The sequence below is a fragment of the Parabacteroides sp. AF14-59 genome, assembly GCF_003479515.1.
Classification (GTDB): Bacteria; Bacteroidota; Bacteroidia; order Bacteroidales; family Tannerellaceae; genus Parabacteroides; species Parabacteroides faecis.
Window position 1 is genome coordinate 1 of the sequence record NZ_QUHH01000002.1, and the last position, 16,270, is coordinate 16,270.

General features: G+C 43.1%; 11 protein-coding genes. 9 read left to right on the forward strand and 2 right to left on the reverse strand.

Going from position 1 to position 16,270, the window contains the following annotated elements:
• Positions 1-145: 145 nt before the first annotated feature.
• On the reverse strand, positions 146-580 hold the full coding sequence (locus tag DWW23_RS02290; protein ID WP_122351685.1) for a DUF6078 family protein: 435 nt from the start codon (positions 578-580) through the stop codon (positions 146-148).
• Between the two features lie 110 nt (positions 581-690).
• On the reverse strand, positions 691-1,290 hold the full coding sequence (locus DWW23_RS02295; RefSeq protein ID WP_122351686.1) for an RNA polymerase sigma-70 factor: 600 nt from the start codon (positions 1,288-1,290) through the stop codon (positions 691-693).
• A gap of 136 nt (positions 1,291-1,426) precedes the next feature.
• Here DWW23_RS02295 and DWW23_RS02300 point away from each other — a divergent pair, with 136 nt between their 5' ends.
• From DWW23_RS02300 to DWW23_RS02340, 9 genes are all read left to right on the forward strand, one after another.
• Positions 1,427-2,431, forward strand: coding sequence for a FecR family protein (locus DWW23_RS02300; protein WP_122351687.1), 1,005 nt, complete (start codon positions 1,427-1,429; stop codon positions 2,429-2,431).
• A gap of 160 nt (positions 2,432-2,591) precedes the next feature.
• On the forward strand, positions 2,592-6,029 hold the full coding sequence (locus DWW23_RS02305) for a TonB-dependent receptor (RefSeq protein ID WP_122351688.1): 3,438 nt from the start codon (positions 2,592-2,594) through the stop codon (positions 6,027-6,029).
• A gap of 16 nt (positions 6,030-6,045) precedes the next feature.
• Positions 6,046-7,881 carry a RagB/SusD family nutrient uptake outer membrane protein gene (locus DWW23_RS02310; RefSeq protein ID WP_122352001.1) on the forward strand — a complete coding sequence of 612 codons (1,836 nt, stop codon included), beginning with the start codon at positions 6,046-6,048 and terminating at the stop codon, positions 7,879-7,881.
• An 84-nt stretch (positions 7,882-7,965) separates the two neighbouring features.
• Complete coding sequence (locus DWW23_RS02315) at positions 7,966-9,513, forward strand: beta-N-acetylhexosaminidase (protein ID WP_122351689.1); 1,548 nt, start codon at positions 7,966-7,968, stop codon at positions 9,511-9,513.
• A 16-nt stretch (positions 9,514-9,529) separates the two neighbouring features.
• Positions 9,530-11,044, forward strand: coding sequence for an arylsulfatase (locus DWW23_RS02320; protein ID WP_122351690.1), 1,515 nt, complete (start codon positions 9,530-9,532; stop codon positions 11,042-11,044).
• Between the two features lie 163 nt (positions 11,045-11,207).
• Entirely contained in the window at positions 11,208-11,774 is a 567-nt protein-coding gene (locus DWW23_RS02325; protein ID WP_122351691.1) for an RNA polymerase sigma-70 factor, read from the forward strand.
• Between the two features lie 193 nt (positions 11,775-11,967).
• A complete protein-coding gene (locus DWW23_RS02330) occupies positions 11,968-13,482 on the forward strand; it encodes an arylsulfatase (RefSeq protein WP_122351692.1) in 1,515 nt (504 codons plus the stop codon).
• A gap of 23 nt (positions 13,483-13,505) precedes the next feature.
• Positions 13,506-15,065: a sulfatase-like hydrolase/transferase gene (locus DWW23_RS02335; protein WP_122351693.1), complete on the forward strand. Its 1,560-nt coding sequence runs from the start codon at positions 13,506-13,508 to the stop codon at positions 15,063-15,065.
• A gap of 121 nt (positions 15,066-15,186) precedes the next feature.
• Entirely contained in the window at positions 15,187-16,197 is a 1,011-nt protein-coding gene (locus DWW23_RS02340) for a FecR family protein (RefSeq protein WP_122351694.1), read from the forward strand.
• Positions 16,198-16,270: the final 73 nt, after the last annotated feature.

Consider the following 16,270-nt stretch of genomic DNA (forward strand, 5'->3'; position numbering starts at 1 on the left):
AACCCTTTTTATAGATTGGACAGAAAGTAGTCAACTAAAATCGTTAAACTACAAACAAATATTGTTTCATACTAATGAAACACTTGTTCCACTATGGAGAAACAACTGTTTCATTAGGGAGAAACAAAATCTGGCTTATATACTTTTACCACTCATATTGCTCAACATATTCATCGAATACGGGAGCTTCCTGAAGACCTCTTTGAAGGAACAATTGCCGGATATACTCCTGTTGCTCGGGAGTAAAAAGACGCTCTTTACGCCAAAGCCGGTAAAAATGTGTTCGTCCGAAATAGGTTAACATCTCTTGTTTGATGGCTATTGCATCATTATGTGGAATATACGCCAGCAAATTTGTCATACCCAAAGCAAATTGTTCCAATTGGTCGGCCTTAAAGTAGGGACAATCTTCATTGGCAGGACTCGTTTGTGCAGGATTAACAAAGGTAACAGTCTTACGCTCAATCGGTATATGCTGGGCTGCCCTGCTACGAAGACACCTATCAGCTTGTTTGCATTGTCTGTTCATACAATGAGCAAACTTATACGGCAGTAAATTGTAATCAAAGTCTTTATCCATAGTGCATATCGTTTTAACAAAAATACGCTTTATTATTTAACTACAAGACAATTGCAGCATAAATATGGCATTTAGCCCGAATTATAAAGCTTTCCTGCGGTAAGATACAATCAGTTCTGGTTCAGCAAGAAGTAAATCAGTCCGGACATCAGCCCGGTTTGTGTCAGATGGGTACGGATATCGGACAAGGCTTTAGTTATATGTTTCTCTACGGTCTTTTCACTGATATTCAAGAGGAATGCAATTTCCTTATTCTTCATATTTTCTTCACGGCTTAACAAGAATACTTTCTTTCGTTGCTCCGGAAGCGTCTTGACAAAAGAAGATATTTCCTCTTCTATCTCTTTCAAAAGCAGATTATCATGCTGGTTATAGGAAAGGATCTCGTAGTCGATCAGTTCATCCAGATTATCGGTATGGTCGACACGGCGCTGAACCAGCACAGAATTAAGATGATTGATCGACCGGTTGTAAGTAGCACGATACAGATAAGGCTTTACCGGTTCCTCAAAATCGATCTCGTTCCGGTTAACCCATAAAGCCATGAAAACATCCTGGACAATATCCTCACTTACATTCCAATCGTTTACATATCTGTAAGCATAAGTCACCAAAGAACGAAAATAACGTTCGAAAAGCTCCTGGAACAGCATCAATTCTCCTAATCCGTTTTCCTCCTTATCATACTGATTTCTACCTATGGTTTGCATTCAACGATCCCCTATTCAAAAATATTTCTGTAAAAATAGGCTTTTTTTTCATCATCGAGGTAGGGATAACCGGTTTTGTTTTGTGATAGGTATAAGAAGAAGAGTATTACAGAAATAACAGGGATACACAGAGCGGATGGAAAACATCATATTAAAATATTTACAACAAACGGCGAGTACGGAAGAAAAAAAACAGCTACTCGACTGGCTACGGGAAAGCGAAGGGAATAAAAAAACATTCTCCGGCCTGCGGGATATCTGGCTGGCTTCCGGGAACATTCCGCCACAAACGGCAGAGTATTCCGAAAATGCTTTCCGGCAGTTCAAAGAGAACGTACAACAATATGAAAAGAAAAAAAGGCAGACCAGCTACCGGTTACGTCCTTTATTACGTATCGCAGCTTCAGTCGCCCTCATCCTGGCATGTTCTGCAGGCGGATATTTTATCGGCAGGCAGACACCGGATATCGTATATAGAGAGAAAGAAGCTGTTGTTATAAACCAGGCTATTATGGGGAAAGACAGCAAAGGATCGGTCACGCTGCCCGACGGAAGTATCGCCTGGCTGAATGCAAACAGCAAACTGGTTTATCCGGAAAAATTCTCCGATAAATACAGAAAGGTGAAGCTGGAAGGTGAAGGATACTTTGAAGTAAAAAGAGACGAAAAGGCTCCTTTTTATGTGGAGACCAACCAGATGACCGTCAATGTACTGGGAACCAGTTTCGATGTAAAAGATTATCCGAACAAGACCAATAGCGAGACAACCCTGCTTACCGGAAAAGTTGAGATACACCTGCCCGGCAATCCTGATGCGATCCTTCTGAAACCGGATCAACGGCTGACTGTCGACAAACAGACAGGAGTTCATCAAATAAAACAAGTAGATGCATCCGAATACATCTTATGGATCAATGACAAACTGATCTGTCAGGATGAGAAATTGTCCGTCGTTTTGCATAAGATAAAGTTATGGTACGGTATGGAACTGGTCTGCCAGCAAGGTACTCCGGTCGATCAACGCCTGTCGCTGACCATCCGGAAAGAGTCTCCCGATGAGATATTCAAGCTATTGGAAATGATCGTTCCGATCCGTTATTCTATCAAAGACGATATAATCTATGTGAAGCCTAAAAAATAATATGAATCAATAAAAATGAAATGCCTATGAAGTAAACAAACAGGGAAGTATAAAAACAGTCCAGGCAAATGCTGGTAACATCTGCCTGGTAATGTGAAACAAACTGTTCTCTAAACTTAGAAATGAGAACAATAAGTTAAATTTAAAACAGTACAAATGTATGAAAAAAATTTCCACGGGAAGGAATGTTATCTCCTTTCTTAACATTAATTCATTTAGAAAAATGAAGCTAATACTATTACTTATAAGCTTTTGCTTCTTCCAGCTTTATGCAGTAAGCACCTATGCACAAAACACTAAAATAAGCCTGGAATTATCCGGTGTAAAGCTCAGCGAAGCAATTAAAACGATTGAAGAAAAGACACCGTTCGTCTTTTTCTACAATAATTCGGACATCGACATGAACCGGCAGGTCAGCCTGAATGCCAAAGATGCCAGTATCAAAGAAGTTCTGAACCAGTTACTATCGTCCAACAATTACAGGATAGAGAATTATAAAATTGTCCTGCTTGCCGATAAGCCTCAGCAGGAAGGGAAAATCACCGGAAAAGTACTTGATGAAACCGGACTGCCCATTATCGGAGCCAACGTGATAGATAAGAAAACCAATAGCGGGACGATTACCGATCTGGATGGCAAATTCACGATTGACGCACCCCAGAATGCTGTGCTGACTGTCTCGTTCATCGGATACATTTCACAGGAGATCCATCTGAAAGGACAGAAAGAACTGACGGTCACACTCAAGGAAGATTCGCAACTGATAGACGAAGTCGTAGTAGTCGGTTTCGGTACCCAAAAGAAAGTAAACCTGACCGGTGCCGTTGCCTCCGTCAATCTGTCCGAAACACTGGGCGACCGTCCGATAGCCAATGTCACGGCAGCCTTGCAAGGAGCCACACCGGGATTACAGATCGGTTCGGAGACCGGAACACCCGGCGATGCGATGAGCTATAATATCCGTGGTACGACTTCCATCAACGGAGGTACTCCGCTCGTACTGGTGAACAACGTTCCTATGGATATCAATATGATCGACCCACAAGAGATCGAGTCGGTATCCATATTGAAAGATGCAGCATCCGCAGCCATCTACGGGGCGAGAGCGGCATTCGGGGTAATTCTGATCACAACCAAACAAGGGAAAAAAGACTCTGCCCCGAAATTCAATTACAACAATAATATATCTTTCTCCAAAGCGTTGGAACTGCCCCAAAAGGCAAGTCCGCTGGAATCGGTCCTGGCTTATAAGGAAATGGGCTGGCCAAACGACACTTATGTGGACGGCAAGAATATTACTCAATGGGAAGGATATATCCGCGATTACATGAGCGATCCCGGCAAATACCCGAAAGGATATATCTTCGATGAAAAAGGGAATCTTTTCCTGATGAAGGAACGGAACATGTTCGATGATATGACCGACAATTTCGGTTTTATGCAGAACCACAGCATGTCCGTATCCGGCGGTAGCGAGAAAACGGTTTATCGTATCGGTGTCGGTTACACCGGGGAAGACGGTATTCTGATCACCGACAAAGACAGTTACGACCGACTCAACCTGTCTACATTCATGGGCGTAGATGTCAACTCATGGCTGACAACACAACTCGACCTGAAATATGGCAACTCGAAGCAGAACAAAGTGGAAGCCGGAGGACGTAATACCGTATGGGTGGCAGCAATGAATCTGCCCTCCTATCAGAACAACGAAGATTATGAGCAGGACGGGATTACATATGCCCCGGAGTCACCAGCCACTTATATCCGCTACGGCGAACCGCGTAAGATCAAACAAAACGATCTCCGTGTATTGGGACGCGTTATACTGACGCCCTTAAAAGGCTTACGCATTACCGGGGAATATACATATAACCGTACGTCCTCGCAAAACAAGTTCTATAAGAATAAATATCAGTATATCGGATTGAACTTTACCGGGGTACTGAACAGCACGGAAAATTCCAGTTATGCAGTTACCTCCAAATACACGGATTATAATGCCGTCAACTTATTCGCAAATTATGATATGACATTCGGTAAACACGATATCTCCCTGATGGGCGGATACAATCAGGAATCAAGCCATACCGAATCCCAGTATTCATACCGGACAGACGTTGTAGTCGGTTCGCTTCCGTCATTGTCTTTATCGACCGGAACACCAATAACCAGCGATGCGTTCGAAGAATTCGCTATTCGCGGATTATTTTACCGGGTCAACTACAGTTATGCCGGAAAATACCTGTTCGAAGCCAACGGACGTTATGACGGGACTTCGCGTTTCCCCAAAAACAGCCGTTTCGGTTTCTTCCCCTCTTTCTCTGCCGGTTGGAGGGTTTCGGAAGAAAGTTTCATGCAAGGGATGAACAGTTATCTTTCCAACCTGAAGCTGAGAGCATCCTGGGGGTCTATCGGTAACCAGGTTATCCTGAAATCCGATAATACGCCAGACAACTATCCGTATATCCCGGATATGAACGTTTATCTCTCCAGCTGGCTGGTAGACGGACAGAAGATCACGACACTGGGAGCACCCGCTATGGTCAGCAGCAGTTTCGGTTGGGAAAAGGTATATACGCTCGATTTCGGCTTCGACCTGGATCTGTTCGACAATAAACTGAATACGACTTTCGACTGGTATCGCCGCGATACCAAAGGAATGTTGGCTCCGGGAATGGAACTACCGGGAGTTGTCGGCGCCAGCGCAGCAAAGCAAAATGCAGCAGACCTGAAAACGTATGGATGGGAACTGAAGATCAACTGGCGTGACCAAATCGGACAGGTAGGTTACCGGGTAGGTTTCAATCTGTATGACTCACAATCGGAAATCACAAAGTACGATAATGAAGCGGGACTTATCGGATCGAACATCTACCGCAAAGGCATGAAGTTGGGAGAAATATGGGGATACGTCACCGACCGTTTCTATACGGAAGACGATTTCAATGCCGACGGAACCCTCAAACCGGGTATCCCGATGTTCAAAGGAGCCGGGAAAGTGTATCCGGGAGATATCCTTTATAAGAACTTCGATGAAGATACCGAATATATCTTCCAGGGAGAAAATACGGTTTACAATCCCGGAGACCAGCGTATCATCGGAAACAACACGCCCCGTTACCAATATGGCATTACAGCCGGTGTAACATACAAAGGTTTCGACTTATCCATCTTTCTACGCGGAGTAGGCAAACGGGATTACTGGCGTACAGACCAGATGGCATGGCCTACCGGCGGCTGGGGAAGTCTGTTCAAGGAAACACTCGACTTCTGGACACCGGAAAACACGGATGCATATTTTCCCAGAGTCTATTCGCAGGACCAGACCAATACATCATTCAACAGAAAGGTGCAGACCAAATATCTGGCGAACGCAGCGTATCTGAAAATACAGAATATCACTTTGTCTTATACACTTCCGAAAAGCTTCTGCCAGAGGATCTATATGGACAATATCCGGGTATTCGTCAGCGGCGAGAACCTGCATACCTGGGACCATCTGCCCGAAGGTCTGGAATCGGATATGCTTTCTAAAGGAGCCTGGGAATATCCTTTCATGAAAAAGTATTCACTGGGTATAAATGTTACTTTCTAAAATAAACGGTACGATTATGAAAACATTCAAAATAATATTCGGATTACTCCTTATTCTCGGATTTTCAGGTTGCATGAACAACGACTTCCTGGAAAGATATCCGCTGGGGAATCCTACGGCAGAAACCGTATTCAAGTCATACGACAATTTCAAAACATATGCATGGGGCTTGTATGAAACGTTCCCGGCACTCAGCTATGGAGAAACCAACACGGATAATATATCCTATAACTCCACACGCGGTTCGGGAGAAACGGATTGGATCAGAGGGATCGTCGTACCTCCTTCCAATACAACCAATACGCCCTGGGCACAATATTCGTTCATACGCCGGGTAAACCTGATGCTGGATCATATCGAGAGCTCGGAAATGAGTGAAACGGAAAGAGAACACTGGCGCAGTGTCGGTTACTTCTTCCGCTCCTATCGTTACATGACGTTACTATCTGCCTACGGTGGTGTGCCCTGGGTGGATCATGTGTTGGCGGACGATGAAACGGATATCATTTACGGTGCGAGAGAATCACGCGATGTAATAGCGAACCATATTCTGGAAGACCTGCAGTATGCCGAACAGCATATCAATCAGAACGGCGACGGAGCCAATACGATCAATCGGGTAGTGGTGCAGACATTACTATCCCGTTTCTGTTTGTTTGAAGGAACCTGGCGAAAATATCACGCCCTTCAGGAAGCCGATAAATTCCTGCGTGAATGTAAACGGGCTTCCGAAGAGGTATTGAAAGTATATCCGAACATACACAGCAACTATGACGATTTGTTCAACTCTCTGTCGTTAAACGGTATACCTGGAATTATCCTGTACAAAGCTTATTCGAACGAAGCGGGTGTAGTACATGCCACCAGTATCGGGGGAACTACGGCACAATCATTCTATAACGTGACCAGAGACATGGTAGACAGTTATTTATGTTCAGATGGAAAACCCCGTTGGAACAGTCCGATGTATCTCGGTGATAAAGATATATACAATGAATTCAGTAACAGGGATCATCGTCTCTGGTTACATGTCACACCTCCTTACGTAGTCGATCGTTCGGAATCGACCACTGCCTGGGATAACAAATGGAAATTCACAGACAACCCGAAGGACAGGAGTTTCATTGACAGTATCAATATGATCGTCCCGGCAGAACGTCAGAAAACATTACCTTTCCGCCAGGGATACGACGGAGGTATTTTAGGAGAAAATCCGCATTTTGATTTTTATCTGAATGGTCAACCCTGGTACAAATCTGCTTTCGGATATAATAACTGGAAATATTTCAATACCTACCTGAGCATGGGTTCACAGAGGAACGAAGAAACGGATATGCCGATCTTCCGGGTGGAAGAAGTTATGTTGAATTATGCCGAGGCAATGGTCGAGCTGGGAGAATTTACCCAGGCGACAGCCGATATGACGATCAATAAAATACGTTCAAGAACAAACGTTTCTCCGATGGTCGTTTCGCAAATAAACGAAAGCTTCGACCCGAAAAGGGATCTGGGCAATGCCAGTTACAGCGGAGATTATGCCGTATCGCCGCTCCTGTGGGAAGTCCGCCGCGAAAGACGTATCGAGCTATTTGCCGAGAACTTCCGTTTCGACGATCTCAGAAGATGGAAAAAATGCCAGTATGCCATGAAGAAAAAGCTCGGGCAATATGTCCGGAAATCCGATTTCCCGGATGGTACGGCTGTTACTATCGACGGAGGTGCGGAAGAAGGTTATCTGGAATTTCATCCGGCACCCGGCAAACTTTGGCCGGAATATTACTATCTTTATCCGATTCCTTTAAATCAGATGGTATTAAACCCGAATATCAAACAGAATCCGGGTTGGGAATAATTTATAAGATCTAAAATACTAACAAAGCTGTCTGATAAGTATGAAAAAACAATTTGTCAGGCAGCTTTACTTTATCCGTATGTTATGAAATATGTAATTGTCATCATTCTTATGCTTCACACGTTGTGTCTACCGGCACAGACGATCATTCCTTCTCCGGAGAAGATCGTACAAAGCGATGGAGAGTTTCAGACAAAAAAACAAATGAACCTGTTTATCGGTGGAACAAAACCGGATTGTCTGGAGTACCTGCAAAACGAATTGTTGAGAACATCCGAACTAAACCAAGTCAACGGTAAAGCAGAGGCCGATATCCGGATGATCACGGACACCAGCCTCGTAACCGAGGCCTATCGGTTACAGATTACACCTGATTATATCGAGATCCGGGCAGCCGGAAATGAAGGTTTCTTTTATGCTATGCAATCACTACGACAACTGGCTTCCGGGCAAAACGGGACTTTGATCTTCCCCTGCCTGAAAATAGAAGACAGTCCGCGGATTGGTTTCCGGAGCTTTCTACTGGATTCCGGCCGCCAGTATCAGAAAGTATCGACTATAAAGAAGTACATCGACATGGCCGCCATGCTGAAAATGAACTATTTCCACTGGCATCTGACGGAGGGACTCGGATGGCGTATCGAGATCAAACGATATCCGCGCCTCACACAAACAGGAGCTTTTGTAGGGAAAGGCCCTGAACAGCAAGGTTTCTATTCACAGGAAGAAATAAAAGAAGTCGTCAACTATGCTGCCGGGCGCTGCATTACCATCATCCCGGAAATCGATATGCCGGGACATGCCGAAGCGGCATTGGTCGCCTATCCTGAATTAGGTTGCTTTGGCGATACGATAGAAGTTCCGGAAAACGGTTTTACAAAAAATATCTTTTGTGCAGGTAAAACACATACACTGGACTTCCTGAAGAACGTTCTCGATGAGGTCTGTGAACTCTTCCCTTCCACATATATTCATTTAGGAGGCGACGAGGCACCTAAAGGCAATTGGGACATTTGTCCTGACTGCCGGCAACGCATCAAACAGTACGGTCTGAAAGACAGTCATGACCTCCAGCTCTGGTTTGCCGCAACAATGGCCGATTATCTGAAGGCCAAAGGCAGAAAAGCGGTCTTTTGGGGAGATGTCGTTTACCATGACGGATATCCGTTGCCCGACAATACGGTTATCCATTGGTGGAACTGGAGAGGACACAAAGATAAAGCGCTCCGGGAAGCAGTCAAAAGAGATCTTCCCGTTATTTGCGGAACCAATTACTATACGTACCTGAACTTTCCGCTTACTCCCTGGAATGGATACGAAGAACAGAGAACTTTCGATATAAAGGATGTATATACAGCTAATCCCTCCTATATAAAAGATAAGAATTCCTGTTTATTAGGAATGAGCTGTGCTTTATGGACCGATCATGGGGTCAGGGAACATATGATTGACAAGAGACTATTTCCCCGTATCCTGGCTATAGCCGAACAGATGTGGAACCGGAACGAACCGGAAACTTTTGAAGTATTCTACGAAAAGGTAAAAAGCCAAAAAGGCTGGTTTGAAAAACAGGGATATCTTTTCGGACCCGGATTAAAAGAAGAAATTACCAGCGATTTCAGTTGGGATTAACTAAAAACAGAAGAAAATGAAAAGTATAAAATTATTGGCAGGCCTGATCTGCATAACAGGTTTATCTTCCTGTCAGAAAAAAGAAAGCCGCCCTAACATCATCTATATATTGATGGATGATATGGGCTATGGCGATCTGCAATGTTACGGCCAGCAAAAGATAGAGACACCGAATATAGATCGTTTGAGAAACAATGGCATCAAACTGACACAACATTACACGGGTTCGCCGGTCTCCGCTCCGGCCCGATGTGTGTTGATGACCGGCTTACACTCAGGACACACGCAGATCAGAGCCAACGATGAACTGGCATCTCGGGGAGCGGTCAACAGCCACGACTCCATGTATGTCCATCCGGAACTGGAAGGACAATTTCCTCTGAAAGCCGGAACAATGACGATCGGGCGGATGATGCAAAATGCAGGATATACCACCGGATGCTTCGGGAAATGGGGATTGGGATATCCTGGCTCGGAAGGTGTTCCAGGCAAACAGGGGATCGACCAGTTTTATGGTTATAATTGCCAAAGACAGGCACATACGTATTACCCGGCCTTTCTCTGGAAAAACGATGAACGGGTTTATCTCGACAATCAGGTACGTGATCCACATCTGACCAAACTCGACGAAGGAGCAGATCCCTATGACGAAGCAAGTTATAAGAAATACACGCAGAACGAATATGCCAACGATCTCATCTTTGACGAAATGATCCAATTTGTAGACCAGAATAAAGAACAACCATTCTTCCTGCTCTGGACCACTCCACTCCCACACGTCTCGTTGCAGGCACCCGAACATTGGGTAAAATATTATGTCAACAAATTCGGGGATGAAGAACCTTATACCGGAAACAAAGGATATATGCCTTGCAGGTATCCGCATGCTACTTATGCAGCTATGATCAGTTATTTCGACGAACAGGTCGGCAAACTGGTAGAGAAGTTGAAAAAAGAGGGACTATATGAAAATACCCTGATCATTTTCACTTCAGATAACGGTCCGACATTCAACGGAGGTTCCGATTCACCCTGGTTCAACAGCGGAGGATTATTCAAATCGGAATACGGATGGGGGAAATGTTTTCTCCATGAAGGAGGAATACGCATACCGGCTATCGTCTCCTGGCCGGGAAAGATCAAAGCCGGAACAGAGTCCGACCATATCTGTGCATTCCAGGACGTCATGCCTACTTTAGCCGAAATTGTCTCTATCGAATGTCCTCCGACCGACGGTATCAGTTTCCTGCCAACCTTATTAGGAAAGTCCTCCAAACAAAAGGAGCATGAATACCTATACTGGGAATATCCGGATCCGGTTATCGGGAATAAAGCCATACGATGGGGAAAATGGAAAGGGATCATCACTAATATCCGGAAAGGAAACACTACCATGCAACTCTTTGATCTGGAGAACGATTTACAGGAGCTTCATGATGTTGCCGCCGAACATCCGGACATCGTCGGAAAGATGAATAAATGGATGATCGAGTCCGGCACTGTTCCGGAAAATCCGAAGTTCAGATTCTAGTAAAAGAGATCATTCCGATATGGAATTCTGTTCCTGTCGGAATGATGTCCGATTAACGAACTACGTATCATAAAATGCAGTTTTAATCAAACTTTTTCTTTTTAATAACAAACGATCTGTATATTTGTATCCAATAACAAAGAGATATTAAATCTATCTATTAATGGATTCTGCCACCGAAAAGGGATACATAGAGGCTGTTAGCAAGGGGGATGAACAGGCATTCGAGTCATTGTTCCTGCATTACTTTCCACGGATAAAAGGATTCATTAGCGGGATTCTGCAAAACGAGGAAGAGGCAGAGGATATTTCACAAGATATTTTCGTTTCGATGTGGCAAAACAAAGACCGATTAACCGGCATTGAAAATCTGAACGCTTATCTGTTCCGTATGGCTAAAAATACTGTTTTCCGCCATATCGAGCGGTCTCTGTTATTCAGGGATTATCAGCAACAACAAGCCGAACGTTCCTCATTTTCATCCGCCAACAATGAAACTATTGAAGAAGAAATATATGCAAAAGAACTGGAATATCTCATTTCTGTTGCCGTCGAAAAAATGCCGTCCCAACGAAAGCAGATTTATAAAATGAGCCGTATGGAAGGATTATCCAACGACGAAATCGCCGAACGGCTTGTGATCAGTAAACGGACGGTAGAAAATCATCTTACACTGGCATTAGCCGACATCCGTAAACTGATCGGATTCTTCATTCTCATCTTCTTTTAAAAAAAGCTCATCTCAAACCGTGTGCAAACTCTTTCTCACGTATCTTAATAAATAAAATACGGAGGAAATAAGAACATGTAAAAAAGGGACCGGAAAAACAGCGACACCTTTTCAGGACTCCCGAAATCTATATTTGAATTTAATAACAGAGATCATAAATTTAGTAATCATCGATTTAAAGCACTAATAAAACATGAAAAAGACAACTTTATTGGTTGGGATACTTTGTGCAGCAAGTTTATCTTCCTGTCAAAAAGAAAAAAGTAAGCCTAATGTCATATACATATTGATGGACGATATGGGGTATGGTGACCTGCAATGTTACGGTCAGGAAAAAATTGAGACACCCAATATCGACCGATTGAAAGACAACGGTATCAAATTAACGCAGCATTATAGTGGCTCGCCGGTCTCCGCTCCGTCACGATGTGTGTTGACAACCGGATTACATTCCGGACACGCACAGATCAGAGCAAATGACCCTATGTCGTCACGAGGAGCGGTCAGCAGCCATGATTCGATGTTCATACATCCCGAATTGGAAGGACAATATCCTTTGAAAGCCGGAACCATGACAATCGGACGTATGATGCAAAATGCAGGATATACAACGGGGTGTTTCGGGAAATGGGGACTGGGTTATCCCGGCTCAGAAGGAGTTCCGAACAAACAGGGTATTGACCGGTTCTATGGATATAATTGTCAACGACAAGCACATACCTACTATCCTCCTTTTTTGTATAAAAATGATCAACGGGTATACCTTAGTAATCAGGTACGTGACCCCCACCAGACTAAACTGGATGAAGGAGCAGACCCCTACGACGAGGCCAGCTACAAAAAATTCACTCAGGATGAATATGCAAACGATCTTATTTTTGATGAAATGATACAGTTTGTCGATGACAATAAAGATCAACCGTTTTTTCTACTTTGGACAACCCCGATCCCACATGTATCCCTACAAGCTCCGGAGCGCTGGGTAAAACACTATGTGGAAAAATTTGGAAATGAAGAACCTTATATCGGAGATAAAGGATACATGCCATGCCGTTATCCACATGCAACCTATGCCGCCATGATCAGCTATTTTGACGAACAAATAGGAAAACTCGTTGAGAAATTAAAACAAGAAGGAATATACGAAAACACACTTATCTTTTTCACATCTGATAATGGACCTGCCTCCGACGGAGGAACCGATTCCCCTTGGTTCAATAGTGGCGGACTATTCAAATCAGAATACGGGTGGGGGAAATCTTTCCTTCACGAAGGAGGGATACGTGTTCCGGCTATCGTATTCTGGCCGGGCAAGATCAAAGCGGGGACAGAATCCGATCATATATGTGCATTCCAGGACGTTATGCCGACACTGGCCGATATTATTTCTATCGAATGTCCTCCAACTGACGGGATCAGCTTCCTACCGACGCTACTCGATAAAAAAGACAAACAAAAACAACACGAATATTTGTATTGGGAATATCCCGATCCAAAAATCGGAAATAAAGCGATTCGCATGGGAAACTGGAAAGGGATTATTACCGATATCCGCAAGGGAAATACAAGAATGGAACTGTACGATCTGGAAAACGACCTGCAGGAATTACATGATGTTGCCGATAAGCATCCAGATATTGTTAAGAAGTTCTATGAATTAATGTATACATCCACAACTTCACCAGAGAATCCTAAATTCATACTTTAACACTACACAAATATTATACTGATATGACAATAAAAAAGAAAGATATATTGATCGGATTAGGTATCGGAAGTATATTTCTCCCCGTTCCATCCCTTTCGCAACAAAAAAACAGTGAAGAAGTGAAGCCGACACCTAACGTCATACTTATATATGCAGACGATTTGGGTTATGGTGATCTGGAATGTTATGGAGGGTCAGGAGCCGCCACGCCTAATATCAACCGCCTGGCACAAAACGGGATTCGTTTTACCAATGCGCATGCCACAGCAGCGACCAGCACTCCCTCTCGCTATTCTATGCTTACCGGAGAATATGCCTGGAGAAAAAAAGGAACAGATATCGCAGCTGGAAATGCCGGTATGATCATTCGTCCCGAACAATATACGATGGCAGACATGTTCAAAAACTCCGGATATACAACAGCAGCTATCGGGAAATGGCATCTCGGTTTAGGGGATAAAAGCGGCGAACAGGATTGGAACGCCCCCTTGCCTACTGCTTTAGGAGATATCGGATTCGACTACTCCTATATCATGGCAGCTACTGCCGATCGGGTCCCCTGCGTATTTATCGAAAATGGAAAAGTAGCCAACTATGATCCTTCCGCTCCCATTGAAGTAAGTTATCAAAAACCATTTGAAGGAGAGCCACTCGGCAAAAACCATCCTGAACTGTTGTATAATCTGAAACACAGTAACGGGCATGATATGGCTATCATAAACGGTATTGGACGTATAGGATACATGAAAGGAGGAGGCAAAGCTCTTTGGAAAGATGAAAACATAGCCGATTCAATAACGACACATGCACTAAACTTCATCCGGGAAAATAAAAACAATCCGTTTTTTCTCTATTTTGCAACGAACGATGTACATGTACCCCGTTTCCCGCATGACCGTTTCAGAGGTAAAAACCCGATGGGCCTAAGAGGAGATGCAATTGTACAGTTCGACTGGTGTGTCGGACAGTTGATGGAAGAATTGGATAAATTAGGATTGACCCAAAACACAATGATCATTCTTTCAAGTGACAACGGTCCCGTCCTCGATGACGGCTACGCCGACCAGGCTCAAGAATTAGTAGGTAATCATAAGCCTGCCGGCCCATTACGCGGAGGGAAATATAGTGCCTTCGAAGGTGGCACACGCATTCCTGCAATTGTAAGCTACCCAGCTATTGTAGAAAAAGGAAAAATTTCAGATGTTTTAGTTTCCCAGATCGACTGGTTTGCATCTTTTGCAACTCTCATACATGCAATACTACCTAAAGGATCTGCATCAGATAGCTTCGATATGCTATCTAATTGGTTTGGGAAAGACAATACGGACCGACCATGGGTAATCGAACAAGCCTCTGACCATACACTTTCCATCCGGACAAAAGACTGGAAATATATAGAAACCAGTTTCAATCCTGTTAAAGTAGCCAGAGTAACAAATATTGAAACCGGCTATTCAACGGAACCCCAGTTATATGATATGAAAGAATCTACAGAACAAACCAATAAAGCATCTCTACATCCTGAAATTGTTTTCAAATTGCAGCAAATCCTGAAAAAGATACAAAAACAAGGATCACATTAAACAAAACCCTTACAAGCTGGAAGGTGTGTCAAAACATCTTCCAGCATCTTTTTTTATAAAAAATCACATTCTGACTGTGTGTTCCATCTCCCTTACGTCTCTTATATAAAACGGCAATAATATGCACACATCAAAAACATATAAAATACTATATAACCTGGTTTCCCATACATTCGATTCGGAACTTCGGATCAAGATATGGCAATGGCTGGTTAATTCATCCAATCAAGAAGAAAAAGAAAAAGCACTCCTGTCTATATGGAATGAATATCCGGCAAAAACAGATGCAAATACTTATCTTTCACTGAAAGCTACTCAGGAAAAGATCAAACAAAATAAATCCTCACATAAACAATATAGACTGACATACAAACTATCGAGAATAGCAGCAATACTTATTATTCCTTTATTATCGGTAATCGGTTCCTATCTGTATGTTAAACATAACACATATAATCCGGAACTAATACAATGTTTCGTACCGGAAGGAGAGAAACAGGAGTTAACCCTCCCCGACGGTTCCATAGTAAACATCAATTCAGGGAGTATATTAATCTATCCAAAAGAATTCAAAGGAAACACTCGTACCCTGCATCTGGCAGGAGAAGCAAACTTCACGGTAAAAAAGGACAAAAAGCATCCTTTTATTGTAAAGACAAGTTCTCTAAGGGTTGAGGCACTTGGTACAAAATTCAATGTACAAGCTTACTCGGAGAGTGATAAAATCATTGCGACACTCGAAAACGGAAGCATCAAAGTAAATAAAATCGAAGATGATGAAAACTCTTTCATCTTATCACCAAACGAACAACTGGAATATAATTACAAAACAGGCATATTCGAAAAAAGAACTATCAATGCAGCCAATTATTCTGCCTGGATAAAAGGTGAACTCAATTTTATAAATATGCCTCTAAAAGAGATTCTGACTACAATCCAGCGAAAATATGCCGTTGACTTCATTATAAATCCCCGCTTGTTTACCCCGGATTTATACACTATAAAATTCCGCCAGAATGAAGACATTGATACAGTCATGAAAATTCTGACAATGACTGTCAATGGATTAACTTATGAAACAGATGATGATACAATAACTATTTATTCACTAAAAAAGAAAGGAGTAAAATAACAAAAAAAGGGACTGGAAAAAATTGCGACACCTTCTCCAACCCCCGAAATCAACAATCCATTTAAAACTGTAG

What these genes read in the sequence shown, in the direction of transcription:
- DWW23_RS02290 (WP_122351685.1), bottom strand. Translation starts at nt 580, where the DNA reads ATGGATAAAGACTTTGATTACAATTTACTGCCGTATAAGTTTGCTCAT.
- DWW23_RS02295 (WP_122351686.1), bottom strand. Translation starts at nt 1,290, where the DNA reads ATGCAAACCATAGGTAGAAATCAGTATGATAAGGAGGAAAACGGATTA.
- DWW23_RS02300 (WP_122351687.1), top strand. Translation starts at nt 1,427, where the DNA reads ATGGAAAACATCATATTAAAATATTTACAACAAACGGCGAGTACGGAA.
- DWW23_RS02305 (WP_122351688.1), top strand. Translation starts at nt 2,592, where the DNA reads ATGAAAAAAATTTCCACGGGAAGGAATGTTATCTCCTTTCTTAACATT.
- DWW23_RS02310 (WP_122352001.1), top strand. Translation starts at nt 6,046, where the DNA reads ATGAAAACATTCAAAATAATATTCGGATTACTCCTTATTCTCGGATTT.
- DWW23_RS02315 (WP_122351689.1), top strand. Translation starts at nt 7,966, where the DNA reads ATGAAATATGTAATTGTCATCATTCTTATGCTTCACACGTTGTGTCTA.
- DWW23_RS02320 (WP_122351690.1), top strand. Translation starts at nt 9,530, where the DNA reads ATGAAAAGTATAAAATTATTGGCAGGCCTGATCTGCATAACAGGTTTA.
- DWW23_RS02325 (WP_122351691.1), top strand. Translation starts at nt 11,208, where the DNA reads ATGGATTCTGCCACCGAAAAGGGATACATAGAGGCTGTTAGCAAGGGG.
- DWW23_RS02330 (WP_122351692.1), top strand. Translation starts at nt 11,968, where the DNA reads ATGAAAAAGACAACTTTATTGGTTGGGATACTTTGTGCAGCAAGTTTA.
- DWW23_RS02335 (WP_122351693.1), top strand. Translation starts at nt 13,506, where the DNA reads ATGACAATAAAAAAGAAAGATATATTGATCGGATTAGGTATCGGAAGT.
- DWW23_RS02340 (WP_122351694.1), top strand. Translation starts at nt 15,187, where the DNA reads ATGCACACATCAAAAACATATAAAATACTATATAACCTGGTTTCCCAT.